Source organism: Microcystis sp. 49638_E5, from assembly GCF_021300285.1.
GTDB classification, from domain to species: Bacteria; Cyanobacteriota; Cyanobacteriia; order Cyanobacteriales; family Microcystaceae; genus Microcystis; species Microcystis aeruginosa_C.
In genome coordinates this window covers 1-25531 of sequence record NZ_JAJTDH010000066.1, presented here as the reverse complement: position 1 = coordinate 25531, position 25531 = coordinate 1, and the positions used below count along the sequence as shown (strand labels likewise).

At 44.1% G+C, this 25531-nt stretch carries 18 protein-coding genes and 2 tRNA genes; 8 read left to right on the top strand and 12 right to left on the bottom strand.

Annotated elements, in window-relative coordinates; translation table 11 throughout:
* Positions 1-170: 170 nt before the first annotated feature.
* Positions 171-875, bottom strand: coding sequence for an LmeA family phospholipid-binding protein (locus LW728_RS17055; protein ID WP_287767377.1), 705 nt, complete (start codon positions 873-875; stop codon positions 171-173).
* 486 nt (positions 876-1361) lie between these two features.
* A complete protein-coding gene (locus LW728_RS17050) occupies positions 1362-2168 on the bottom strand; it encodes a TPM domain-containing protein (RefSeq protein ID WP_002775882.1) in 807 nt (268 codons plus the stop codon).
* Positions 2169-2742: 574 nt separating this feature from the next.
* Here LW728_RS17050 and LW728_RS17045 point away from each other — a divergent pair.
* The gene (locus tag LW728_RS17045; RefSeq protein ID WP_287767375.1) at positions 2743-5229 is read left to right on the top strand and encodes a COR domain-containing protein; all 2487 of its coding nucleotides are present in this window, start codon (positions 2743-2745) and stop codon (positions 5227-5229) included.
* A gap of 218 nt (positions 5230-5447) precedes the next feature.
* Here LW728_RS17045 and LW728_RS17040 read toward each other — a convergent pair whose 3' ends face one another.
* The 4 genes from LW728_RS17040 to LW728_RS17025 form a co-directional block, all read right to left on the bottom strand.
* Positions 5448-5813, bottom strand: a complete 366-nt coding sequence (locus LW728_RS17040; protein ID WP_002735843.1) for a hypothetical protein — start codon at positions 5811-5813, stop codon at positions 5448-5450.
* Positions 5814-6173 carry a YtxH domain-containing protein gene (locus LW728_RS17035; protein ID WP_287664626.1) on the bottom strand — a complete coding sequence of 120 codons (360 nt, stop codon included), beginning with the start codon at positions 6171-6173 and terminating at the stop codon, positions 5814-5816.
* Between the two features lie 631 nt (positions 6174-6804).
* Positions 6805-7821, bottom strand: coding sequence for a glutaminase A (glsA, locus tag LW728_RS17030; protein ID WP_287767373.1), 1017 nt, complete (start codon positions 7819-7821; stop codon positions 6805-6807).
* Positions 7822-7903: 82 nt separating this feature from the next.
* Positions 7904-8752 carry a carbonic anhydrase gene (locus tag LW728_RS17025; protein WP_194016907.1) on the bottom strand — a complete coding sequence of 283 codons (849 nt, stop codon included), beginning with the start codon at positions 8750-8752 and terminating at the stop codon, positions 7904-7906.
* A gap of 168 nt (positions 8753-8920) precedes the next feature.
* Between LW728_RS17025 and psbN the strand changes: the two genes are divergently transcribed.
* Positions 8921-9052 carry a photosystem II reaction center protein PsbN gene (gene psbN, locus LW728_RS17020; RefSeq protein ID WP_002736132.1) on the top strand — a complete coding sequence of 44 codons (132 nt, stop codon included), beginning with the start codon at positions 8921-8923 and terminating at the stop codon, positions 9050-9052.
* Here the strand turns inward: psbN and LW728_RS17015 are convergent.
* The 5 genes from LW728_RS17015 to LW728_RS16995 form a co-directional block, all read right to left on the bottom strand.
* Entirely contained in the window at positions 9049-12057 is a 3009-nt protein-coding gene (locus LW728_RS17015) for an alpha-mannosidase (protein ID WP_287767370.1), read from the bottom strand. The two genes, psbN and LW728_RS17015, sit on opposite strands and share 4 nt — an antisense overlap.
* A gap of 365 nt (positions 12058-12422) precedes the next feature.
* A tRNA-Thr gene (locus tag LW728_RS17010) sits at positions 12423-12494 on the bottom strand.
* Positions 12495-12502: 8 nt separating this feature from the next.
* A tRNA-Tyr gene (locus tag LW728_RS17005) sits at positions 12503-12587 on the bottom strand.
* A gap of 134 nt (positions 12588-12721) precedes the next feature.
* Positions 12722-13021, bottom strand: a complete 300-nt coding sequence (locus LW728_RS17000; protein WP_287767368.1) for a ferredoxin — start codon at positions 13019-13021, stop codon at positions 12722-12724.
* A 587-nt stretch (positions 13022-13608) separates the two neighbouring features.
* Positions 13609-14244: a peroxiredoxin gene (locus LW728_RS16995; RefSeq protein ID WP_002761158.1), complete on the bottom strand. Its 636-nt coding sequence runs from the start codon at positions 14242-14244 to the stop codon at positions 13609-13611.
* 532 nt (positions 14245-14776) lie between these two features.
* On the opposite strand from LW728_RS16995, the gene psbU reads away from it, so the two are divergent.
* From psbU to LW728_RS16975, 4 genes are all read left to right on the top strand, one after another.
* The gene (gene psbU / locus LW728_RS16990) at positions 14777-15184 is read left to right on the top strand and encodes a photosystem II complex extrinsic protein PsbU (protein WP_002761160.1); all 408 of its coding nucleotides are present in this window, start codon (positions 14777-14779) and stop codon (positions 15182-15184) included.
* Positions 15185-15377: 193 nt separating this feature from the next.
* Positions 15378-17045 carry an L-aspartate oxidase gene (gene nadB, locus LW728_RS16985; RefSeq protein WP_002800175.1) on the top strand — a complete coding sequence of 556 codons (1668 nt, stop codon included), beginning with the start codon at positions 15378-15380 and terminating at the stop codon, positions 17043-17045.
* 359 nt (positions 17046-17404) lie between these two features.
* Positions 17405-18508, top strand: coding sequence for a HEAT repeat domain-containing protein (locus LW728_RS16980; protein ID WP_002800173.1), 1104 nt, complete (start codon positions 17405-17407; stop codon positions 18506-18508).
* A gap of 9 nt (positions 18509-18517) precedes the next feature.
* Positions 18518-19591: a glycosyltransferase family 4 protein gene (locus LW728_RS16975; protein ID WP_287767367.1), complete on the top strand. Its 1074-nt coding sequence runs from the start codon at positions 18518-18520 to the stop codon at positions 19589-19591.
* A 292-nt stretch (positions 19592-19883) separates the two neighbouring features.
* Here LW728_RS16975 and LW728_RS16970 read toward each other — a convergent pair whose 3' ends face one another.
* Positions 19884-21131, bottom strand: coding sequence for a vanadium-dependent haloperoxidase (locus LW728_RS16970; RefSeq protein ID WP_287666076.1), 1248 nt, complete (start codon positions 21129-21131; stop codon positions 19884-19886).
* A gap of 321 nt (positions 21132-21452) precedes the next feature.
* Here LW728_RS16970 and LW728_RS16965 point away from each other — a divergent pair, with 321 nt between their 5' ends.
* Both LW728_RS16965 and smc read left to right on the top strand, forming a co-directional pair.
* Positions 21453-21722 (top strand): YciI family protein, encoded by a 270-nt coding sequence (locus LW728_RS16965; protein WP_002775909.1) that lies wholly within the window; start codon positions 21453-21455, stop codon positions 21720-21722.
* Positions 21723-21895: 173 nt separating this feature from the next.
* Positions 21896-25426: a chromosome segregation protein SMC gene (smc, locus tag LW728_RS16960; RefSeq protein WP_287767366.1), complete on the top strand. Its 3531-nt coding sequence runs from the start codon at positions 21896-21898 to the stop codon at positions 25424-25426.
* The last annotated feature ends 105 nt before the right edge of the window (positions 25427-25531 follow it).

Sequence of the window (25531 nt, the reverse complement as noted above, 5' to 3'; positions counted from 1 at the left end):
GCGGGCCGATGAAGACGCAAGGTTTTGAAGCACGATTCTCTCAAAATCTTGCACCTGTTTCGCGAGAAAAGCCACAAAACCCTTACCTTGCCTACATTTCACCTTTATTCAGCAAGCCCTAATTAGGTGGGTTAAACTAAGTTAACCCACCGGAATCATCCCGTTTATTTTTAAGGTAAAATCAAAAAACTTCCCTGACAGAAAAGAGTTTGATCGTCGAGAATAAAAGATTTAATCTCCACATCTTTGCCTAAATCGACGGTAAAAGGTTGCAAATCAATAGATAAATCTGGGGCTAAACCTTGCCATTGTCGGGGACTAATCCCTAAAGTGCGGGCATCTTTTAAGGTAATATCAGCGCTAAAAATTACTTCTGCACCTGTTTCTCTATGGCCGAGAAGAGAGAAATAACCCTGATTTAAGAGAACATTTTTCCAGTTAAAACGCTGTTGTGAGATAATTTCTCTGGCGTTAACAACTCCGTTATTTTCTAGGGAAAAAATTAGTAAATCGGCAAAAGCATTAATTAAAATAGTCGAGGCGATCGAATTATTTAAATCCTGCTCGTTAATTTCCACTTCACCGCTAACCCGAATAGGTTCCAAAATTTTTAGGGGTTTCCCTCGCAAAACCTGCCCGATATTAAGACGAATATTTTCCCCTCTTAATTGCGCTTTACCTAAATGTAAACCTTGATAAATCGCTCTTCCTACGGCTAAAAATACCCCGGGGATATAACCGCGCAAAATTTGCCGATCATGACCTTGCAGCTGCATTTCTAAATCTTCTATCTGTTCTACTTGTGTTCTTAAGAACAGACGTACTGCTGGCGGCAAAACCTTACTAATAATCTCACTTTGAGTATTGACCCACATAAACGTTATCTCACTCACTCCACAATGTTTCTAATTGTAACAGAGCTAGATCGATCGAACCATGAGGGGCTGCCGTCAGCTATCATACTAAATCCGTTGAGTACAGGCTAGTTATGAGGAGAGGCAAAAGGCAAAAGGCAAAAGGGAATAAATAATCAGTTTTTAACTAGGTAGGCGTTAAAAATTATCAGATGCCCCCCTTATCAAGGGGGGAAGGGGGGATCGGCACCCCCCTTATCAAGGGGGGATCGGCACCCCCCTTATCAAGGGGGGAAGGGGGGATCAAGGGGGGAAGGGGGGATCGGCACCCCCCTTATCAAGGGGGGATTAAGGGGGGATCAAGGGGGGAAGGGGGGATCGAACCTAAAATTCATTTTTAATTTAATTATAACCAACAACTTAATAACTGGATTTGGTATCAGTTATAGGTAAAAACTTCGCTACTTTCTGTTTACTGATCACTGATCACTGACAAGCCCCTAATTCTTAGGTTTTTGAGGCGTTGAGGGAATTAAAACGAGGGGAAAGATAGGCGACTAAAACCCCGAGGGCAAAACCGATTAAATTGCGGAAAAGGGGCAGTAATTCACTGGTGCGAGTAACCACCGGTCCGATGCCAAAAGCAACAAAGAGGATAAACCAGAGGGGAGAGACAATTAAAACCCATTGCCAAGCGAAAACCTGTCCTTCTTTGCGAGGAATACCGGCAAAACCGAAGACTAAACCGCCGACAATTGAGGTAATTAAAGTTAAAATCCACTGTTCCTTCGGTAAACCGGGGACTACCGCACAACCACCTTTAACTAAACAGCCTTTTACCGTGTCCAAGGATTGTACGATCGCGTTATTTTCGCCATTTTCCCGGACAAAATACATATTACCGAAACGGGCCTGTAATTCGATCCAAAAAGTGCGGGGTAAAAATTCATAGACGGCATCACCAATACTAAAAGATAGTAGATTACCGCCGCGACCATCGGCCACTAGGAGAATACTTTTATCATCCAATCCCCAGAAATTAATCACTGCCCGGCCGGGGCTGCGGTCATATTGGGTTAAAACTCGCATTTTCCAGCCGGTTTCCCCTTGAAATGTCTCGATATCTCGGATTAATGCCTCTTCCTGTTTTGCGGGTAGATAATTGGCTAAATCAACGATCGGAGTGGCTTGATTGGGCAGTAATTCGGGATTATTCACCGCTAGAGCTTGATCCGGGCAGATAATCCAACCCAGACAGCTAATGACACCAATTACAAGAGCGATCGAGATTCCTCGGCAAAAACGATTGAGCATAGCACTTCTAGACAATGAGAATTTTTTCAGCAAGGGTGTAGGCTAACTTTCAGTTTCTTTACACTTATTTACTTTATCTTAAGGGAATTCTCAACTTTAGTCACCCAGTTAGGGACTTGCGCTTTGATAATGTACCTTTTGGGCGAACGCAGTTCGCCCCTACATTAATGTACCTTTTGGGCGAACGCAGTTCGCCCCTACATTAATGTACCTTTTGGGCGAACGCAGTTCGCCCCTACATTGTGGACAAAATCCGTTACTGTAGGGGCGCAAGGAACCTGCGCCCTCCGATCGCCCAGGTTTGCTGATCACCCTAAGTAGGGGGAGAGCCTTTGAGAGTCCCCGCAGCTAAGGGACTTGCGCTTTGATAATATGCCATCTGGCCGGCCTGATTCTTCTACAGAGCGATTTTCTGGCTAGGATATTATTCCCACGCAAGTCCCTTATCGGTCATCAGATGCGAGTTTTCAGTTCACTCTCCAGAAACTCAACTCAAGCTGATGAGGTCTCAACCAGTGGCATTAACTGGATCTTTTGCCAAAATGGAGTAAATATGGTAGCGGGGGGATAGTCAATGACAGCACAGGAAGTATTAGAGTTAATTCAACGGGCAAAGGACGAAAGAGCGTGGATGTTAGATCTGTCCAACAAAAACTTAACAGAAATTCCCCCCGAAATTCCTCACCTCACCTCCCTGCAAGTCCTCAACCTCAACAATAACCAAATCAGCGAGATACCAGAAGCGCTCGCTCACCTCACCTCCCTGCAAGAACTCGACCTCAGCATTAACCAAATCAGCGAGATTCCAGAAGCGCTCGCTCAACTCACCTCCCTGCAATACCTCTATCTCAGCTATAACCAAATCAGGGAGATTCCAGAAGCGCTCGCTCAACTCACCTCCCTGCAAATCCTCAACCTCAGCGATAACCAAATCAGCGAGATACCAGAAGCACTCACTCACCTCACCTCCCTGCAAATCCTCGACCTCAGCGATAACCAAATCAGGGAGATTCCAGAAGCGCTCGCTCACCTCACCTCCCTGCAAATCCTCTTTCTCAGCTATAACCAAATCAGGGAGATTCCAGAAGCACTCGCTCACCTAGTCAACCTGAAGCGATTAGTCCTCGAAAATAACCCGATTACCAACGTTCCCCCGGAAATTATTCGTCAGGGATGGGGTGAAACAATATCGAGTAATGGCAACCCGCAGGCGATTTTTAGTTATCTCAAGGATAAAGCTAAACGCCCTCTTAATGAGCTTAAAGTTTTATTGGTGGGGGAGGGGGATGTGGGGAAAACTTCCCTGTTAAAGCGGTTACTGCACAATACCTTTAATTCCGGAGAACCCAAGACCCCCGGCATTAATATTGAAAAGTGGCAACTGCCCCAAAAACCCGATATTCGCCTCAATATCTGGGATTTTGGCGGTCAGAAAGTGATGCAAACCACCCATCAGTTTTTTCTGACTAAACGCAGTCTTTATCTGCTTGTCCTCGACAACCGCAAAAATGAACAGCAAAACCGTCTGGAATACTGGTTAAAACTCATTGAAACCTACGGAGGCAATTCTCCCGTGATTATCGTGGGTAATTGTGCCGATGAACATCCCCCCCAAGTTAAGATCCGCACCCTCCAGAAAAAATATCCCCAAATCACCAAGCTAATCGCCACTTCCTGTAAAACCGGTGCGGGAATCGAGGAACTTGTGCAGGAAATCGCCTCTCAAATCGATGCTATTCCCCATATCAAAGATTTATTGCCTAATAGTTGGTTTCACATCAAAACTCAACTAGAAGCGATGCAAAAGAGTTATGACTTTATTTCCTACGAAAAGTATCAGGAAATGTGTCAGAAAGCCAAGATTAAAGAGGCCAGCGATCAAAAAAGTTTAGTGCATTTTCTCCACGATCTCGGTATTGTCCTCAACTACCAAGATGATCCGCGACTGAATGAAACCAATGTCCTGAACCCAGAATGGGTAACTAGCGGTGTTTATGATATTCTCAATAATCACGATTTGATGGTGCAAAAAAAGGGCATTCTTTCACTGCCAGATCTGCAAGATATTCTCAAAAAAAACCAACGTTATCCCGAAAATAAACGCCGATTTTTGATGGATTTGATGGGAAAATTTGAACTCTGTTTTCCCCTTGATGGTTACAGTCCCGATCGCTATCTAATCACCGATCTTCTACCCATCGATGAACCGGATGTGGATATCTACGAAAACGCACCTTTACACTTCCAGTACCGTTATGATATCCTGCCCGGTAGCATTATTTCCCGCTTTATCGTCCGTAATCACCAGATGATCTATAAAACCATGCGTTGGCGTAGTGGTGTGGTTCTGACAATGGATCTTAATAGAGCTTTGGTGCGTGCCGACGAGGAAGATAACTACATCAGCATAAAAGCCCAGGGTTCCCGTGCTAGTGCGCTTTTAGCTATTATTAAGACAGATTTTGACAAAATTCACGATACTATCCCTAATTTAGCCGTACAGGAAAGGTTAGTGATTCGAGAATTGCAAGGGGAAAAACCCACCGGGGTAGAAGTTCCCGTCGATTATCTCCATCTGATAGAACTCGATCGCCAAGGCAGCGTGGAGGCAATTCTCCCCGGTTTGCGCGGCAAATATAATATCCGCGATATCTTAGAAGGGGTGGAACCTAAGACAGAAAGAGAAAGATGTCTCGACGAAAGGGAGGAACGTAGCCGCAAAATCCGAGAAAATCGCCCTATGAGTCCCAAAACGCCAGAAACTCCCAATCTCCTGAAACCTAGTCTCGCTTTGTTGCTGGTTTTCGCTGTGGTTGCTTGTATAGTTGCGGTGTTTGCCCATTTTGTGCCAGATTCAAAGCATATTACCAGCGTTTTGACAATTATTGTTATCTTTGCTTTTATTGTCTTTGTGTTATTGCTCTTGACGGGTAAAATCAATCAAACGACCTTTAATCAGCTTTTTGAAGTTTTGTCGCGATTTATCCCTACTTTTAAAGGACAAGAACCCAAAACCAACAACGATGACACCTCCCAAGAAACCCCCAAATCGGAGCAGTAAAGATTTGCTTACCACAGAAAGGTAACTTAGGCGAAAAAGTTTACAAATATTTAGGGTTTGCTGAAAAAGTTTGTTGGTGGGGTTAGGAGTTGAGAGTTGGGGTTTTAGGGAGTTGGGGTTTTAGGGTTTTGGGGTATTAGTTGAAATTCTCCTATCTCCCCACTCCCCCATTTCCCAATTCATAATTCATAATTCATAATTCATAATTCCCCATCTCCTTAACTGCGTTTCCAAGTATTCCAAGCGACTTTAAAACCGATCAAGAGGCGACGGCTGCCACGATCGAGCTTGCTAAGACCAGCTTTAGCACTACCGAGACTGCGATCGACTCCTTGGACAACTTGGCGGGTACTTTTAACCCCTTCATCGATATTGTCGGTTAATTCGCTGATTTCCGCCCCTGTCAGGCGAATTGCTTCTAGAGTCGGGGGGAATTCCCGATGGAGGGTATCGAATAATTTTTCGGCACTGCGGGCTGCCCGGGCTAACTCTTGCAGGGCAGGCAAAGCGGCGATGAAAACCGCCGTTAAACTAACGGCGACTAGCAGTAAAGAACATCCTAGCCAGAAAATAGGTTCGGTCATTTAGTAGTGATTCGAGTGTTGATTATCGCCTTCGGGGGATTCTTGCGAGTCGGGGAAAGGATTGTCCGTGGCTAGACTTTGACTAGCTTCGATTCCGGCTGTCACCGCCTCTTTTAATCTCATTAAAGTATCATCCCAATTACGTCGGGCCGATTCCGATAGGCGATCGGCCTGCAATTGCATCGTCGTGGTCAGATCTTCGGCTAATTCAGGCAAAGCCCTGGCGGATTTTTGCAGAATTCGACGGGTTTCTTTTCCAGATCTCGGCGCTACTAATAAACCCGCCGCTACTCCGATCGCACTGCCCACTAAAACCCCGACGAGGAATAAGCCACCGTTACCGTTATTTTTATCTGCCATAGGATTGCCCTTGTACTTAATTCCCAATTTTACGAGCAATTACACTTCTCTTGTGCAGTTTCTTCGGCAAAATTTTGGACTGTTGCTCTTGGTAAAGAAAAACAGAGGCTCTCTTAGGTTTGGTGGGCAAAATGTATTCTAAGATACATTCCTGCTGGCGAGCGAGTGGAAGGAACCACAAAGACACAAAGGACACAAAGATTGATCGATCATAGAGTAAGTTAAACTTATCACACAGAACCTAGAAGAGCCAAACAGACCTAGAAGGGATAAATTGAGAAAAAATAGCGATCGGGAAACACCTGATTTTATTGCTGACTTTGAGCCAATAAGGGAGTGAAAAAGAAGAACCTCTGGGAGTCTTGCCGTGTTTCGACCCCAAAGGTTCTTCTTATGCTGAACTTATACTCCTCACACAATATTTATATTACACACAATCCGCTGCTTTTGTCAAGAGGTTTATGACATTTTTTTCCACAGACCTCTGGCCAAATTAATTTCCCAGGGCCGTTAGGCGCTCTTGTCGGGGACAGTTAAGTAGGGTTTGCGGCAAAAAGTTTTTCCTGGGGGCAGGGTGTGGGGTGTGGGGTGTGGGGTGTGGGGTGTGGGGTGTGGGGTGTGGGGTGTGGGATCAACTATTGCCTTCAAGCCACGTTTTTAAATCTCGTTCTGGTTTAGCCACATTGAATAAATGTAAACCAAAATCCTCTGAAATATCTTGACAAATTTTCACTCCTCTGATGCTGTTGCCTTTTTCATCTAAAAGGGGCGAAAAAGTCCCAATTCCCAACTGATGGGGAACTACTGCCGTAATTCCGCCCCCGACACCGCTTTTTGCTGGTAATCCTACCCGATAGGCCCATTCTCCTGAAGCGTCGTACATTCCACAGGTAAGCATAACACTGATCACATCTTGAACGTAGTGTTCATCGATCGCCCGTATTCCTGTGATTGGGTTGACACCCCCATTAGCTAAGGTAGCAGCCATCAGGGCTAAATCGTGAGCATGGACGAGAATGGCGCATTGTTGACAGTAAAGATCGAGGGTTTCTTCAATTTTATCGCTAACCATGCCAAAATTTAGCATTAGATAGGCCATGGCCCGATTGCGATTGCCGGTGGATTTTTCCGAGAGAAAAACGGGGACATTAATCTCGTGATCCCTGCCGGTATAGCGTTTAAACATTTCTAAAATACGTTTTAGCCTTTCGGTGGCATTCTGTCCGGTGATTAAATCCGTGGTAGCGATCGCACCAGCATTAACCATAGGATTATAGGGACGATTGGTTTTTTCATCGAGAATAATCGAGTTAAAAGCTTCTCCGGTGGGTTCAACCCCGACTTTACTATTAACGTATTCTCTTCCGTGATCTTCTAGAGCTAATCCAAAGACAAAAGCTTTAGAAATTGATTGTACTGTAAAGGTTTGCTGACAGTCTCCCACCTCAAAAATCTGACCGTCAGTGCTAATTACAGAAATACCAAACCATTCTGGAGCTGCTAGGGCTAATTCAGGAATATAATCGGCGATCTTACCCGTCTGTAAATCAGAGTATTTTGCGTGCAGATAGTTAAGATAGTTCCGAAAAGGATAGACTAACTCTTGCTCGGAATTGACGGGACTAATAAAATCTTTTGGGGAAGCCATAGAGGAGTATAGCAGTTATCGTTTAATTGCCACTCTAGAGACGTTAATAGGCACATCTCTAGAGAATTTCTGTAATCCCTAATTAACTTCTCGAACCGCGATAAATGCGATCAGCTTGGGAGGGTTCTAAATAAGTATAGCCCGGTTTTTGGGTTGAGGAGCCATTCTTTTTGGCCACAGTATTAACCGCAGGAGTCGCTTTTTTTACCTCCGCATTAGTCCTGATATAATCCTCAGAAATCTTGAAGGGATGACTATTGGGAAGATGACGACTAGAGGGTAAATTGTCTTCTGGTTCGGGATGGGTAATTTTACTATGGGGAGCGACAAAATCGTGTAGGATGGGATCGTAGGCTAAAATTTCGCCAGTTTCAATCCGAAAAATCCAACCGTGTAGGGATAATTTACCCTGATGTAATCGGGAACGAATAATTGGATAGCTTTGCAAATTACTTAACTGATTGAGAACATTTTCTGCTACTGTCACCTCGATCAGTTCTTCTCCTTCTAATTCTTTGTAATTATCCTTAACTAAACGTCGAGTAGCTTCTGCTTGTTTTAACCAATCGTAAACTAAAGGCATTTCATCGGCCAGACTCTGCAATTTTAACAAACCTTTCATCGCTCCACAATGGGAGTGACCGCAGATAATCACTTGCTCGATGCCGAGAGCGTTGATAGCATATTCTATAGATGCACCTTCACCACCATTGGTTGCTCCGTAGGGAGGGATTATATTTCCCGCATTACGAATTACGAATAATTCCCCCACCTCCGCTTGGGTAATTAGGTTAGGATCGATCCTGGAATCGGAACAGGTGATAAACAGGATTCTCGGTTTTTGTCCGTGGGAGAGTTGCTCAAATAATTGCCGATGTTCATCAAAATAACCACTCTGGAACTTTTCTAGTCCCTGTAGGAGTTTCTTCATAATAATTTTTCTGGTTTAGTTTGATCGCTATTTACTCGATCCTTTCAGCATTATCGGGCATGAGATAACAGCAATGCAACCGGCCAGATTAGCGATCGTTATCGGCTGCGAGATCGGTTATATTTTGTTAAGATAAGATACAGACTGTATCTAAGCAAATTTTATTTTATGGAAACTGCAACAATTTTGGGTGTTTCGATCGCTGCCGCTTTGGTAGGAATTACCGCTTTAGCTCTTTATACCGCTTTTGGACCGCCGGCAGCAGAATTAAGCGATCCTTTTGAAGATCACGAAGATTAATTCTTTAATAACCATGTGGCTATCTGCCAAGGAGAAAGTTGCTCAACGGGATCGATCGCTCTTTCTAAACCATCGATCGATTCTTTTATTGTTAATTGTAATTGATTTTGCCAATCAATAACAGCGTTTTCTCCCTGACATTCATAAACGCGCATTACCCAACCCCGAGCGGCTGTTTCACTTTGTTTGAAACTCATTAAAATTAAGTTATCTGCCGAGAATTTTAACCATTGTGCCACGGGTGGCAACCAGTTTGATTGAGAAGAATTATTAATAAAAACAACGGTGACAGGTAAGTTTAACTGCCAAGCGTGATGGACAGTTTTCGCCGTTTTCCAGTTACCTTGATGGGGATATATTGCATAGGTAAATTCTTGGTTTCCCAGATCCGCCTCGGGATCTGGCCATCGGGGACTTCTCAACAGAGTTAATCGCAGTTGCTGGTTAGTAGCATCATAGCCATATTTATTATTATTTAAAAGACTTACCCCATAGTTTGCCTCTGTATCGGTTAAATCCGCCCATTTATGGGCGTAAACTTCCCATTTTGGCGATTCTGGTTCGTGGGAACGCTCGATCGCACCACAGGCAATTTCATAGGTGGTAAAATCGCTGTTGAGGGTGAGAGGAAAAGCGGTTTTTACTAAAGTATGTTCTTGCTGCCAATTAACAATAGTTTTAATCTGGAGAATAGGAGAATCTTTTTCTAAGATATAATCTTGACAAAATTCCGAATCAGCTAAACTTCTGATCACGCGAATCTGCCAGCGTAAAGGGCCACATTCTAAGCATTCGATCGATTTTAATACTGTTTTAGGTAAGGTATATTGTTGATAATTCGGATCGATATTCCAAGCGTCCCAATATTGTCCTTGATCTTTAAATGCCTGTAATTGATTACCAGCAGCTTGCAGGATTTCTCTTTGATTAATTATATCGAATATACTATCTATATCCCCCGTTTCCGAGTTAATAGTAACTTTAAGCAGTCCATTATCTAAAATAAATTGGCAGTTGGTTAAATTTTGCTCCGTTGCTTGCTGATTGGCAACTAACCAAAATAACTTATAACCCACAGAAGGAATATTTTCAGCGAGAAATAATAGCTGATTGTCGTGGGATAATTGCGAAAGACAAAGACAATTATTCAAGTCATAAACCGAACAATTGACAGATTCTATAGCTAAAGAGATAACCTGGGTTCTTTCCCAGTTAAGAGAATTAAAAACTAGAAAAGGCTTTGCTTGGGGATGGGGGGGATTAGGCAAATTAATTTGATTAGCAATTGCCTGTAAAGCTTGATCTAAAATTGCTTCAACTGTGCTGATAACTTGCCGCCATAACTGATTAGCATCCCTAAATACTTCGGGGATCGAAGTACCCGGCAGTATATCATGAAACTGATTTAATAAAACCTTTTTCCATGCGGATTCTATCTCGACTTTCGGATAGGGAATCTCTAGTAAAATATTAGCCAGAGAAGACCATAATTCCCCTTGATACAAGAGGATTTCACAGTAACGATTATAAGCCTTTTGGTCGGCGTGGGTAGTATAACAACCCCGATGGAATTCTAGATATAATTCATCATCCCAGATAGGGAGATTACTTGTCTCCAGACTGTCCAGATAGGTTGTTGCTTGGCTAAATTTTAACTGGGGGAAAAAAGGAGATTTTTGCCAACGTTGGGCCACCTCTAACATATCACGAGTCGGACCGCCGCCATGGTCGCCAACACCGGGCAGCCAAAAAATATCTTTTAAGCCGGTTTGCCGTTCCCAATTGAGAGCATGATCGGTCATAATAATTGGGTTAGTATCCATAACTCCGGCAACATTGGGAGGAGACATGAGGGAAAGAATTTTACTGCCATCGGGAGATTGCCACCAGAAAAAACCGTGGGGAAATTTAGTCGTATCATTCCAATGGAGTTTCCCGGTTATAAAATATTTGATGCCAAAAGATTTAAGAATTTGCGGCAATTGGTAGGGAAAACCAAAGGTATCCGGCAGCCAAGCAGTTTTAGTGATTTGCCCAAATTTTTCTTGAAAATATTTTTGTCCATAAAGCAGCTGTCGAAATAGGGATTCCCCAGAGATTAAATTGACTTCTGGTTCTACCCACATCCCGCCCAAAAGTTCCCAAGATTGCCCTTTATATGCCTCTAGAATTGCTTGAAATAGGTCAGGATGATGTTTTTCTATCCATTCGTAAATTAGGGGGCTAGAATGACCAAATATGAGGGCAGGAAAATCTTTTTGCAGGTTTAAAACCGAGATAAAAGTGTTTTTTGCTACTTGCCAAGTTTCTGCCAACGGCCACAACCAAGCCAGATCTAAATGTGCGTGGCCGAGAAGATTAAAACTGCGTTCTTTGAGAGGTTGAGCGAGGGGTTGTAGGGATTGACGAATTGATTCTAGGGAGCGATTAAATTTATCTTTGTTGGTGACATTATCCCAGTCAATATTATCGAGAGTAGCGGTAAAAGCTGCTAAGTTTTCAGGATAAAAAGTTTGTAGATAATTATGGAGGATGGTTAATTCATCAGCAACAAAACTAGGATCGATAGCTTGGCTATATTCATAGATTAACTCTGATTTCATCAAACCACCAATATCATGATTGGGACTGACTAAACGGAGAGTAACAAGAATTTCTTGACCGATAGAGACCGAGTTGGAAAGTAAAATGCGGGTGGAAGAATCAAAGAGGTCTCCTGCTTGGATAAATTGATTATTAACATAAATTTTGACATCTTCCGCCCACCAAGTTAAGATTAATCTCAGTTCCATTCCCGCTAAAGGATAACCGGCTAAATGTTCGGGGACAATAATTTTTTGAGTTAGATATTGGATTTGTCTGCCGGCCGGCCAAATAATGTATTGTTTTTCATTGAGGGTGACGGGTTGAATTGGTTTTCCCGCTGCTGTAGCGATAAACCAATTTTTCTGAACATCTCTGCGGGTGAGGTGAGACAGTTTAGCGATGTTGTCGAGGGGAGACATGAGCCAACAAATAAGTTAATTTTGACTATTTTAGGCGATCGAGGACTAATTGCCCTAGAAGAGAACTTATGTTAACGCCATAGTGCTGAAGACTTACTTAGGGTTTGCGGCAAAAAGTTTTTCGGTGGAGGTAGGGTGTGGGGTGTGGGGTGTAGGGTGTAGGGTTTTACCCATTTTCAGGGGGTCAATTACCTAATTTTCAGGGAAAAAGTCCCTAAATTTCCCCCCCGATCCCTCCAATGGCCGGTACTTTTTGATTTCAAAAAAGCCTAAAAATATTATCCAACAAGGTTTTTAGATTTATTCAGCAAGCCCTACTTAATCTCATCCTTCAACGGTTTATTGAGAATGAGAAGCAAAGAGAAAGCCCGTGATGAGGATTGAACTCATGACCTCACCCTTACCAAGGGTGTGCTCTACCACTGAGCTACACGGGCATTGATCGTGGTGGGCCGGGCCGGATTCGAACCAGCGTAGGCGTAGCCAACGGATTTACAGTCCGCCCCCATTAACCACTCGGGCACCGACCCATTAATTCCACGATTAACAATCATAGCACCCTTAGCTAAAACCCACAAGTGTTTAGGGAAAAAAATTTTTGAGCCATAAAATAACTCCCGTTAAAGCCATGGCTTTAACGGGAATTTTCTGATAATCTTGAAGATTACTTCAAAGCGTCTTCTTCCTGGTGGGTGAGGATCACACAGTCAGAGGTGGGATAGGCGACGCAGGTGAGGACATAACCCGCTTCAATTTGATCGTCATCTAAGAAGGATTGATCGGATTGATCGACAGTACCAGATTCAATTTTACCTGCACAGGTGGAGCAAGCTCCCGCACGGCAGGAATAGGGTAAGTCCAGTCCTGCTTCTTCAGCTATATCGAGAATGTACTCATCATCGGGAACCTCAATTGTTTTACTCTCGCCATCGGGTGTTTTCAGGGTGACTTTATAAGTTGGCATCGGTTGTTCCTCTTAATTAAATGCTAGTGAAAGCGGCAGTCTCTATAATTGCCTCTCGCCCGTCCTCAGAGTGAACGATTGGAGCGAGTTTCATTTTTGATACTACGGGAAAATCTCCCCGACTCAGCCTTGCATTAGTAATGACAGTCTTAAATAAACTTAAAATAAAATTTACTTATATATCTAACCCAGAATTCTTGACGCTCCTTGCTCGATCTCTAGATAATTTCATCGATCTACAATCTAGCTAAACTAACCACTACTAAGCATTTGGAGCTATAATGTTAATCGTTTTTTTCGTCTTGAGCCGATTTTTATTAAATATTAATTTAACTTATGGTTAAGATAGATGTCGATGAATTGTCTTTAACCCAGCCAAGAAATTGCTTTTCGGCACTACTGCCGGTAACACATCTAGGGAAACTATGAAAAAATCTATTGACAATCAAACCAATAAATGATATGGGGAGATAAATCCCCTGTTGCCAGGGGTAGCATCCGTTAAAACGGATGGCTAACCCTCCCTGACGATTTCTTGGTTTTTGGATTGTCAGTTTTCCAGGATATGGTTCACCGATTAGCAAACCCTACTTATTAGGTTGGGGAGTCATGCGTAGATAGGGTTTGATTTCTTCAACTCCTTTGGGGAATTTGCTACGAGCTTCTTCAGTGGGAATAGAGGGAACCACCACACAATCGCCGCCGTCGGTCCAGTTAGCGGGGGTAGCCACTTGATAGTTATCGGTGAGCTGCAGGGAGTCGATCACGCGCAGGATCTCGTTAAAATTGCGCCCCGTGCTGGCAGGATAGGTAATGGTTAAACGTAATTTTTTGTTGGGATCGATGATAAACACCGAACGTACCGTCAGATTATTGAGGGAATTGGGGTGAATCATGCCGTAGAGATCCGACACTTTGCGATCGCCATCGGCGATAATCGGATAGTTAACGGTAGTGTTTTGAGTTTCGTTGATGTCATTAATCCAACCCCGATGGGATTCGGCACTATCGACACTCAAAGCGATAACTTTCACATTACGTCGCTCAAATTCTGACTTAAGACTAGCCACCGTACCTAATTCCGTGGTACAAACGGGGGTATAATCAGCCGGGTGCGAGAACAGCACCACCCAGCTATCTCCTACCCACTGGTGAAAAGAAATCGGACCTTCACTAGAATCTTGTGTAAAATCTGGAACGATATCACCCAATTGGAGAGCCATAATTGTGTCTTCCTTATTATGTATTTCAAGACAAGCAACAGTTTATGATGCCATAGGAGTGCTGTTCGTCATTGATAATTTTAGGGATTTATAATAATTGGGTTAGGGGATAGGGGAATGAGGAAATGGGGGAAGTGGGGAGATAGGGAAATAGGGAAATTCAACTGTAGCAGCCGCCAGATGGCAGCAGGAAAGTCTTTGCCAGAAAAGGGTTTTAGCGATTTAGATTGTCCTAACCAACTTGTTCTTTGTATAAAAACCCCAAAACCGCAAAACCCTAAAACCCCTAAAACCCTAAAACCCCATCCCCCAACCCTCAAAACCCTTCCCCTAGGGCGGCAAACTAGGTTAAGATCCGGTCTAATGGCATGATATAACTTTTTTAACTAGCTATCAGCGTTCAGCTAATAGGTCAGCTGCGGTGGTAAGTCCCAATTCCCCACCCTATGCCTAGTCGGAAAGCTGAAGGCTGACGGCTTCATTTCTTGTCCTGATCGTTAATTTGCCTTGGTTTTAGGAGACCACAACTGCAATGAAGAATCTTGTTCGTCTGCTGGCGGTAATTGCCTTGATTATCGGGAGTTTTTGGGGTAAAGTTCCCGCTCAAGCTCTCAATCTCACCTCGATCGCCCTTCCCTCTCTTCCTGTGGCGGTTTTAAATGCGGCTGATGCTAAACTAACTACAGAATTTGGGGCGAAAATCGACCTCAATAACAGTGATATTCGCGATTTCCGGGACTTGAGAGGGTTCTATCCCAATTTAGCTGGTAAAATCATCAAAAACGCCCCCTACCAAGAAGTGGAAGATGTCCTCAATATCCCCGGACTCTCGGCCACTCAAAAAGAGCGTTTACAGGCTAATCTGGAGAAATTCACCGTTACTGAGCCTTCTAAAGAATTTATCGAGGGTGATGACCGTTTTAACCCCGGAGTTTACTAAATCCAGTTAATTGCGGTTTTAAAAAAATTTCTAGGTGAGCGATCGCTCACCTTTTTCAGTGATTAGCTTCTGAAGGCAAGAGGCAAAAGTAAAGAATCTGGCATACTGCCCCAAGGGAAAGACCGGGGATTTTTGCCAGAGCTATAGAGAAATGGAATGCTAGAATAAATAGAATTTATCAATTAACTCCTACATGGTCGTTTCCTCGCAACTGCCGAGTTATCAAGATGTTTTAGTGGTGGGATCGGGAGCGGCGGGATTGTATGCCGCACTGTGTTTACCCCCTAACTTAAAGGTGGGTTTAATTACCAAAGAAGATTTAAAAACCGGGGCTAGTGATTGGGCGCAGGGAGGGATTGCGGCGGCCACGTCCCCGGCAGATTCCCCCGTTTTCCATTTAGAAGATACCCTGAAGGCCGGAGCGGGCTTATGTGATCGCTATGCCGTCCAGTTTTTAGTTGAGAAGGCCCCCCAAGCGATCGCTGATTTGCTGCGGTTAGGAGTTAGTTTTGATCGCTCTGGAGACGACTTAGCCCGCACTCTTGAGGCTGCCCATTCCAGGGCCAGGGTGCTACACGCAGCCGATCGCACTGGGAGAGCGATCATCAGTACCCTAATGGAAAAAGTGACCGAGCGCTCCAATATTACCATTATTCCCCAAGCGATTGCGCTGAAACTCTGGCTTGACCCGGAAAGGCAACGCTGTCAAGGTATTTGTTTACTCCATCAAGATCATCTCTGTTGGCTGCGAGCGCAAGCAGTCATTCTGGCTACGGGAGGCGGCGGTCAAGTCTACGCCCAAACTACCAATCCCGCCGTTAGCACCGGGGATGGAGTCGCCCTGGCTTGGCGTGCTGGGGCAGTGATTCGCGACCCAGAATTTTTTCAGTTTCACCCCACCGCCTTAACTGTGCCGGGGGCGCCGCGGTTTTTAATTAGTGAAGCGGTGCGCGGCGAAGGAGCGCATTTAATTGATGCCCAGGGGCGGCGTTTTGCCTTCGATTATCATCCGGCCGGAGAATTAGCCCCCCGGGATGTGGTCAGTCGGGCGATTTTTAGCCATTTGCAAAAAACCTCCGACGATCCCGCCCATGCCAAAGTATATCTAGATTTAAGACCGATCGAACCGGAGCGTCTGCGTTATCGTTTCCCCAATATTATCCGCATCTGTCAAAAATGGGGCATTAATGTGTTTGAAGATGTGATTCCCGTCGCCCCCGCCGCTCACTATTGGATGGGGGGGGTGGCCACCGATTTAAACGCCCGCACTTCTCTACCCGGTTTGTATGCGATCGGCGAAGCCGCTAGTACAGGTGTTCATGGAGCCAATCGTTTAGCCAGTAATTCTCTCTTGGAATGTATTGTCTTTGCGGCAAGTTTAGTTGAAATAGGTCTAGAGCCAGAAAACTTTCGTGGGGAAAGACCAGAAAAACCCTTAGAAATTGCGGAAAACTGGCAGGAAGAACAGGAAGACTGGCAAAAAGTACGGAAAGAATTACCGATTTTAATGTGGGAAAATGCGGGAATTTGCCGATTTCAAAATGAGTTAGAAATTGCTATCCTACGGGTGCAACAGTGGAAACAACAGTTACAATCCTTAAAGATGGGCCAATTTCTCCAGAATCTTCTCCCCGACAAAGGACAATTATTTTTGTGTCCTTCGGTGCAGTTAGAAATAAGAATAGCGATCGAGACATTAAATCTTCTAGATATCGCCGACTTAATTCTGGAAAGTGCCTTATTACGAGCAGAAAGCCGAGGCGGTCACTATCGGGGCGATTATCCAGAAACTGTAGCTAATTGGCAATTCCACACGACTATTCAGGGTCGAACATGGCGCAAAACTCCTGTGCAAGCTTAATTAGGGGCTGCTGAAAAAGTTTTTCGTGGGGGCAGGGTGTGGGATGTGGGGTGTGGGGTGTAAAGTACCTGAATTTTACCCCCGATCCCTCCAATGGTCGGCACTTTTTGAGGTCAAAAAAGTCTAAAAGCCTTATCCAACAAGGTTTTTAGATTTATTCAGCAAACCCTAATTAAGCCAGTTTTTCACAGATAATCCCTGAGCGCTAAACAGCCCTACTATTCGCCCCACGCTCACCGGAGGGTTTTCCCCAATCACCAGCGTCCATGACTTAATATCTGGAGTTGAGTGCTTTTGATTTATGGCTTTTAGGCTATCATACTTTTACCCTCCCCCCCCTAAACTATCACATCAACTCTATGATAAAACCCAATTTCCTATTGTTGTTAGCTATCAGTGTCAGCAGTTGGGGTCATGATTTTCAGGCTGTACCCAAGGCTAACGCTCAAACTCCACCTAGGTTAGAGCAACCCCAGACTGTCGCCACTTACGATCAGTTGATGAAAGCTGGTTACGAAGCCACAGCCCAAAAAAATTACCAACTCGCCCTGGAAAAATTTCAACAAGCTCTGGCACAACGTCCGAACGATACCTCTGCTCAAAATGCGATCGCTGATACGCAGAAGTATCTAGGTCAAACCGGCACGGTTGCCAACACTGCCGCCAAAAATGAGAATTTGTCAATACCATTAATTGCTGGCTCGGCCCTGTTATCCATCGCTTTATTGGCAGCTTTACTATCGCTTTTCTTTCAATACCGTCCCAAGAACAAAGCCTCAAAACGCCGCAAAAAAACCACTTACGTCAATCCTAAAAACCCACTCAACAAATTTTTTGAGGGCAATGGCAATTCCTTCGGTGCGGACACCAAAACCAGCAGTGAGATTAATGACAATTGGGAGGATGATTTCGCGTCTTCTTTGCCCGTACAAGCTACCTCCCGCATCCCGAACGCAGACTTAATCCTGAGTTTAATTGAAAGTCTCCGCGATGACGATCCCCGTACCCGTAGAAGGGCGGTTTGGAAACTGGCACAGATGTCCGATTCTAGGGCAATGCAGCCTTTAGTCGATAGCATGGTGGATGGGGATTCCTACGAACGCAGTTTAACCCTAGAAGCCCTCGCCCAAATCTGTACCCGCTCCCTGCGTCCGATGAACCAAGCTTTGGCTATCTCTCTCCAGGATAAAAATCCCCAGGTGCGGAAAAATGCTATTCGGGATTTAACCAGACTCTACGATGTCATGTCTCAGATCAGTCAATTAATTTGTCATGCCCTCGATGATCCCGATGAGGAAGTGCAAGAAACAGCACGCTGGGCAATTAGACAGTTAAATCTGCAATTAGCTCCCCGTTTAGATATTGCTCCCCTAGAAACTACTGGTGAACCAGAAGATGACGATGTACAGGATACTTCCTTCACCGACACCACACCGACCTTCACCGAAACTACACCCAACTGAGGTGCAAAATTGAGTCGAAAACTGTTATTTATCTCCACCCCCGTGGGATTTTTGGGATCGGGGGGCGGCGGTGGCGTAGAATTAACTCTTTATAATCTCGCTCGCACTCTGACCAGGCAAGGCTATCTGGTGCGGGTAGTGGCTCCAGAGGCCTCGCAATTGCAGGATATACCCTTGATCACGATAGCGGGCAATGCCCAGATTTCCGCCCAAAGTCAGGGCCGGGAAGCCCCGATTTTAATGCCGGAAAATGCCGTTTTGGCTAATATGTGGCACTACGCTCAACAAGTACAAAGTCAGTACGATTTAATTGTCAATTTTGCCTACGATTGGCTCCCTTTTTATCTCACTCCTTTTTTTGCCACTCCCGTCGCCCATTTAGTCAGCATGGCTTCCGTTTCTTTGGCGATGGATCATATTATTGAAAAAACCTACAGCAATTTTCCCCATTTACTCGCTTTTCACACCGTCACCCAAGCAGCAACTTTCTCAATATCTCCCCCCTATCGCTGTTTGGCTAATGGTTTAGACGTATCTTTGTATCAGTTTCGGGCCGCTCCCTCCCCCTGTCTAGCCTGGGTGGGACGGATTGCCCCGGAAAAAGCTTTAGAAGATGCGATCGCCGCTTGTCAACGGTTGGGTGTGCCTTTACGCGTTTTCGGTCATATTTCCGATCCTCTCTACTGGCAAAATTTACAGGATACCTATAGTTTCGATTTAGTCGATTATCGCGGGTTTTTGCCCACTGGGAGCCTACAAAAAGAGCTAGGCGACTGTTTTGGCCTGTTGATGACCCCGCGCTGGGTTGAGGCTTTTGGTAACGTGGCTATTGAAGCTTTAGCCTGTGGTGTTCCCGTAGTTGCCTATCGTCGCGGTGGTCCGGTAGAAATTATTGAAGATGGAAAAACTGGTTTTTTAGTTGAACCCGATAGTATCGAGGGATTAGTTACAGGAATTAAAAATTTAGACCGGATCGATCGATATTCTTGTCGTGCAGTAGTCGAGCAAAAATATTCCCTAGAAGCTTTAGGAAATCGAGCTATTAATTGGTTTGAAGAAATTTTTGCTCGCAGTCAAAAATAAATAGGCTCTCTTGGTTTAGTCCGGTTAAATCTTTATCCCAGAAGGGTTCGGGATCAACCACAGAGCCACAAAGAACACAAAGATTGATCGATCCTATGATAAGTTATACCATTTCTCTAAATGAAAACTACACATCGAATTTAAGTCACCCTTTTTAAGGGGGATTTAGGGGGATTAAACTTCTGTAGTCAGACTTTGGAGAATTGGTATTAAACTTATCACACAGAACCTAGAAGAGCCAAAAACGCCTACCTCAAACTAATGGGTAGGCGTAGTTTATCGATTACTCTACCTAAACTTTCTGTAAAACTTTGGCATAGACAAAATCAGCCAACTGTGTACCCGACCAGAAACCGTGGTCACCGTCCCATTGAAAGTGAACCCCCAGATAAACACGGCTGCGACCATTTTCCAAAGCCGCCGAACTAAAACTATTATAGGTGCGTTTAATCCCCTCGGCGTTAGGATCGTCCGTGTCGGCGGTAAAAGTGACGTTATCAGTACCAAAGAAATTACGCATAATCCCAGCGTGGGCCGCCCCAAAAGTGGCATGACCAGAAACATAGGCAGGGAAAGCGGGACTAAAACGCTGACCGGCGGTATTAATTGATAGGGGTTGCCAATTGGGATCAGCTTCGGTTAAAAAATTACCATCTTGATCGGCCAGACGGATCGCTGTTTCCGGTCGCCAGAGATTAATCGGCAGCCGGTACTTAGCATCCCACGCCACAATAGCGGCATCACCCATGACTAAACCCACTAGAGCAAATAAACGCGCTGTTTCCAGTAGAGATAAATTTCTTTGTTGGGCAACAATTTGGGTAATGCGGAACAGATGGCCGGGGGGTTTATAGGTTCCATCCACATCATTCGCCCAGAAAAAGGCAATTCTAGTCTGTGCAGCAGTACGCGCAGAGGAATTGGCCGCCCCTAACAGTTTGACTTCGTTAAACTGGGCCGCATATTCAGGACTACGGAGAAGGTCGATTTTATTAGCATAGTTACCCGGAAAGGGCGCCCGAAATTGACGACCAGAAGTCATGACAAAGGGAGTCACGTCCGGCCATTGGGGGGCAACCGCATCCCCAGATCCTGTCGGTCGCCAATCCCCCGGCTGATTACCCGGTTTATACAGGGGAGGTTGGTCAGAACCGTCATTCTGACGCAGGGTGAGAATGGAATCGGCCACGGCCTGCCCAAAGGTTTTACCTTTGGTATCGGCATCGGACATCTTAACCACGTTTAATCTTTGCAGGGATGTATCCAAAGCAGTATTAAAAGTCATGGTCAGATTGACATAAATCCGGCTAAGAATACGATGGGCTGCATAAACCGCCGCTATTTCAGGAGAAGTACCGGGATCAGGCTTTAACTTTAAATTGCTAGGATAGGGACTGTATAAATTCCCCGAAAGGGCATTAATGGCGTTAAACATCGCCACCTGTAACATCGCCCCCGCCCGGGCAATCGGTGTCGGACCGCCACCAATTTTCCGAATAGTTTCTAAAAAAACGTCATTCCACTCGATAATTACGTTCATATCGTTGCCTCCTTTAATATCGCAACTTTGACTTAACAGCCCCAGTCTATTGGATAAGTTTAACAGTAACCATAGAAGTTTAGGCTGTTAACAAGAAGTTAAGTGACATAAATCCCACTTTAAAGCACTGGCAATTTGTCAACTACTTTTTACAAAAATTAACTATTGCAGTTATTACTTATCAGATTTGACTGTTCAGTTCACTGATGACTGTTGACTGATAACCGAAAAACCTACCACTTGCCACTTTTCTAGAGCGATTTAGTCTGATTGACGATTCGATCGTAAAATAGCAACAGATCAAGAGAGTACAGGTCAAATATGCCGAAATTTGTTGTCTGGGGTAGTTATTGTGAAAACGTGCTGGAAAAACGCGCACCCTATCGTCAAGCACATCTAGAGGGATTAAATCAACAGAAAGAACGGGGAATTCTCGTTACTATCGGACCAACGGCAGATTTAAGCCAAGTTTTCGCAATTTATCAGGCAGCCAGCGAGTCAGAAGTGCGAGAATTAATCGAATCGGATCCCTACTGGCAAAATGGCATCTGGACAGAGTACCAAGTCAAGGAATGGATTCAAGCCATCTAAGGGGACTATCAGCTATATTTTTCTATAAGGGTGTTGTCATAAAATTTTCCAACTACGCAACTAATCAAACTCATCTCCGGTCAAGTCTGAGGATATTGTCAAGGATAAACCGGAGTTATCCCTTATCGATTCAAGCTGACAGCTGATAGCTTGCCTACTTTTTGCTTATCGCCATGGTTTACATCAAAAAGGTCGAACTCTCACACTTCAAATCCTTCGGGGGAACGACTCCTATACCCTTTTTACCGGGGTTTACGGTGGTTTCTGGTCCAAATGGTTCGGGAAAGTCGAATATCCTTGACGCATTGCTATTTTGCTTGGGATTAGCTACTTCCAAGGGAATGCGGGCCGAAAGATTACCGGATTTAGTCAATCATAGCTATAACAGTCAACGTCATAGCACCGAAGCGAGCGTTTCGGTGACTTTTGATGTTAGCGATATTCCCGACGCAACCGATAGGGATTGGACGGTTTCCCGACGCTTAAAAGTGGCTAAGGGTGGCAGCTATACTTCTACCTACTATATCAATGGGGAAACCTGTACGGTTAGCGAACTTCACGACCAATTAAACCGTTTACGCATCTATCCCGAAGGGTATAACGTGGTGTTACAGGGGGACGTAACCCGAATTATCAGCATGAATGCCAAGGAAAGACGGGAAATTATCGACGAATTGGCAGGAGTAGCCGAATTTGACCGCAAAATTGAGAAAACTAAGGAGAATATCGATTCGGTTAAAGAAAGGGAAGAACGCTGCCAAATTATTGCCACAGAATTGCAAAAATCTCTGGAGAAATTAGCACTCGATCGCATTAAAGCCGAAAAATACCAAAAACTCAAGGCCCAAGTCCAAGAAAAACAACAATGGGAAATTGTCCTGCATTGGCAAAATCTCCAGCAGCGCTGCCAGCAAGTACAAGGACAAATTCAAGCTGGGGAAAGGGAAAAACAGGTTTTAACCGAGAATATCGCCAATTTATCCGAACAAATCGCCCAAAATAGTCAAGAATTAGAGAAACTCAATCAACAGGTTAAAGCTTTCGGGGAAGATGAACACCTGTCCCTAACTTCCCGATTAGCGAGTCAACAGGCCAAACGACAACAACAGCAACAACGACAAAAAGAGTTAGAAAACCTTGAAAAAGAGTCTCAGGCACAGAAAAACAGACTTTTAGAGGAAATTAATCGCTATAATCTCGAATTAAATCAGATTACTGCCCAAAAAAGCCGTTTAGAAACTGAAATTTTACCCAATCTCCTACTGACAACCCAAACCGCAAGGGAAACCCTAGAAAACCATCGTCTGCAAGCAAGTAGTCTCGCAGAAGCGTCAGAAGCTTGGGTAAAAGAACAAAGTGACCTTTCCCGCAATATTACCCGTCTTCAGGAACAATTAAACCCCTACCGTAGCCAACGGGCCCAATTGACCGAAAGATGCGATCGATTGCAAACTAATATAGTAGAAGCTGGTCAACGTCTGCAAGAATTAGAGCAAGTCATTAGCACAAAAACAGAAGAAAGTCAAGAAATATTACAAAAAATTAATCAATCGGAACCCGATATCCAAAATTTAGCCCAAAAACTCACCATTGCCGAACAAAATCGCGTTATCAGTCAGGACACCCAAAAACGTCTGCTAAAAGAACAACGGGACAAACAGAGGGAATTAGATAAACTGGAAGCGACCAAACAAGCGCAACAGGAGGCCCAGGGAACCTATGCCACTCAAATATTATTACAGTCAGATTTGCCCGGAATCTGCGGATTAGTGGCACAATTGGGGGAAGTAGAGGAACGTTATCAAATTGCTCTTGAAATCGCCGCCGGAGGTCGTTTAGGTCATGTAGTCGTCCAAGATGATAGCGTCGCGGCTGCCGGAATTGCCTTACTAAAACAGCGTCGCATCGGTAGGGCCACTTTTTTACCCCTGAATAAAATTCGTCCTCCCCGTCCCCAGGATATTTCCTCTCTGCGTCATGCGCGGGGTTATCTGGATTTAGCGGTGAATTTAGTTAAGTTTCAACCCCAGTATCGGGAGGTTTTTAACTATATTTTTGGCAGTACCGTGGTTTTCGAGGATATAGATTCTGCCCGTTATTATATCAATCAATATCGCATCGTTACTTTGGATGGCGAGTTATTAGAGATGACTGGCGCTATGACCGGAGGCAGCCAACCGACGCGATCGGGGCTGCGTTTTGGTAAAATTTCTGCCAAGGAGTCTAGTGAAGCGGAATCTCTACGGGAAAGATTAGCAGAAATCGATCGCATTCTTACCCGCAACGAAGAAAAAATTACTCAAGTTAATAATCTTATCAGTCAGTTAACCCAACAGTTAACCGAAACCCGTCAAAGTCATCGGGAAAATCAATTATCTCTACAACAATTAAGCAAGGATTTACAACGTTTAACCACAGAAAAAGAGGATTTAAACCGTCAATTATCGGGTCAGCAAGAGGAAATTACTATTTCTCGTCAACGGTTAGAAGTATTAACCAGAGAAATTCCTGATTTAGAGTTATCTTTACAGGAAGAACAGGAGAAATTAACTGCTTTAGAGGCCAATCATACCCATAGCGAATGGCAACAGGTACAGGGAATAATTCGCGCTCAAGAATTGGAGTTACAAACCCAAGAAAATCACCTCGCTACAGTCCGCGAACAGTTGAAAGATTTACAAAGTCAACAGATCAGACTAGAGGAAAAAAGTCAAGAGTATGGGGATAGAATTATTGAGATTGAGAAAATAATCACCGATGCAGTTAATCAGAGAAATATCGGTAATCTGGAGATAGAAAAACTTAATCACAATATTTTAGAAATCAATCAAGCTTTACAGCAATTATCCCGACAACTAGGGGAAACCAAGCGAAAAAGAGACCAGTTAGAGACAGTTTTGCGACAACAACAAAACCAACAACAACAGGCTATCTGGCAATCGGAAAAGTTAGTCAACAATCAAGAGGAAAGACAAGCATTACTAACCACTTTACAGACAGAAATTAGTCAACTAGAAAGCGACTTACCCAATCCCTTGCCCGAAATTCCCGAAAGTGAGCGGGATTTCGAGAAAATTCAAAGCGATATTCGGCAGTTACAAAAGAAATTAGAAGCTTTAGAACCTGTGAATATGTTAGCTTTAGAAGAATACCAAAAAACCAAAGAGAGATTAGATGAACTATCAGAAAAACTGCAAACTCTAGAGGGAGAAAGAACCGAACTACTTTTACGGATAGAAAACTTTACCACCCTCAGATTTAATGCTTTTCAGGAAGCATTTACTGCCGTTAACGAAAACTTTAAGAATATATTTGCAACCCTGTCCGATGGTGATGGTTACTTGCAACTAGAAGACGAAAATGACCCCTTTAATGGTGGCTTAAATCTGGTGGCACATCCCAAAGGAAAACCCGTACAGCGATTAAGTTCCATGTCTGGAGGTGAAAAATCTTTAACCGCTTTAAGCTTTATTTTTTCCCTACAAAGATATCGTCCTTCTCCCTTTTATGCGTTTGATGAAGTGGATATGTTTTTAGATGGGGCCAATGTAGAGAAATTGGCCAAAATGATTCAAAAACAAGCACAACAAGCGCAGTTTATTGTCGTTAGTTTGCGTCGTCCCATGATTGAAGCATCGGAAAGAACCATCGGTGTCACCCAAGCGCGGGGAACCCATACACAGGTACTAGGAATTAAAGTTTAACCTTAGACGCAAGTGGGGTGTGGGAATTATGAATTATGAATTATGAATTATGAATTATGAATTATGAATTGGGGTGTGGGGTGTGGGGTGTGGGGTGTGGGGTGT

Coding starts and splice junctions, on each gene's coding strand:
- LW728_RS16980 (WP_002800173.1), top strand. CDS start 17,405: ATGATAAAACCCAATTTCCTATTGTTGTTAGCTATCAGTGTCAGCAGT.
- smc (WP_287767366.1), top strand. CDS start 21,896: ATGGTTTACATCAAAAAGGTCGAACTCTCACACTTCAAATCCTTCGGG.
- LW728_RS17015 (WP_287767370.1), bottom strand. CDS start 12,057: ATGTCTCCCCTCGACAACATCGCTAAACTGTCTCACCTCACCCGCAGA.
- LW728_RS17035 (WP_287664626.1), bottom strand. CDS start 6,173: ATGGCAGATAAAAATAACGGTAACGGTGGCTTATTCCTCGTCGGGGTT.
- LW728_RS17025 (WP_194016907.1), bottom strand. CDS start 8,752: ATGAAGAAACTCCTACAGGGACTAGAAAAGTTCCAGAGTGGTTATTTT.
- nadB (WP_002800175.1), top strand. CDS start 15,378: ATGGTCGTTTCCTCGCAACTGCCGAGTTATCAAGATGTTTTAGTGGTG.
- LW728_RS17045 (WP_287767375.1), top strand. CDS start 2,743: ATGACAGCACAGGAAGTATTAGAGTTAATTCAACGGGCAAAGGACGAA.
- LW728_RS17000 (WP_287767368.1), bottom strand. CDS start 13,021: ATGCCAACTTATAAAGTCACCCTGAAAACACCCGATGGCGAGAGTAAA.
- LW728_RS16970 (WP_287666076.1), bottom strand. CDS start 21,131: ATGAACGTAATTATCGAGTGGAATGACGTTTTTTTAGAAACTATTCGG.
- psbN (WP_002736132.1), top strand. CDS start 8,921: ATGGAAACTGCAACAATTTTGGGTGTTTCGATCGCTGCCGCTTTGGTA.
- psbU (WP_002761160.1), top strand. CDS start 14,777: ATGAAGAATCTTGTTCGTCTGCTGGCGGTAATTGCCTTGATTATCGGG.
- LW728_RS17050 (WP_002775882.1), bottom strand. CDS start 2,168: ATGCTCAATCGTTTTTGCCGAGGAATCTCGATCGCTCTTGTAATTGGT.
- glsA (WP_287767373.1), bottom strand. CDS start 7,821: ATGGCTTCCCCAAAAGATTTTATTAGTCCCGTCAATTCCGAGCAAGAG.
- LW728_RS16965 (WP_002775909.1), top strand. CDS start 21,453: ATGCCGAAATTTGTTGTCTGGGGTAGTTATTGTGAAAACGTGCTGGAA.
- LW728_RS17040 (WP_002735843.1), bottom strand. CDS start 5,813: ATGACCGAACCTATTTTCTGGCTAGGATGTTCTTTACTGCTAGTCGCC.
- LW728_RS17055 (WP_287767377.1), bottom strand. CDS start 875: ATGTGGGTCAATACTCAAAGTGAGATTATTAGTAAGGTTTTGCCGCCA.
- LW728_RS16995 (WP_002761158.1), bottom strand. CDS start 14,244: ATGGCTCTCCAATTGGGTGATATCGTTCCAGATTTTACACAAGATTCT.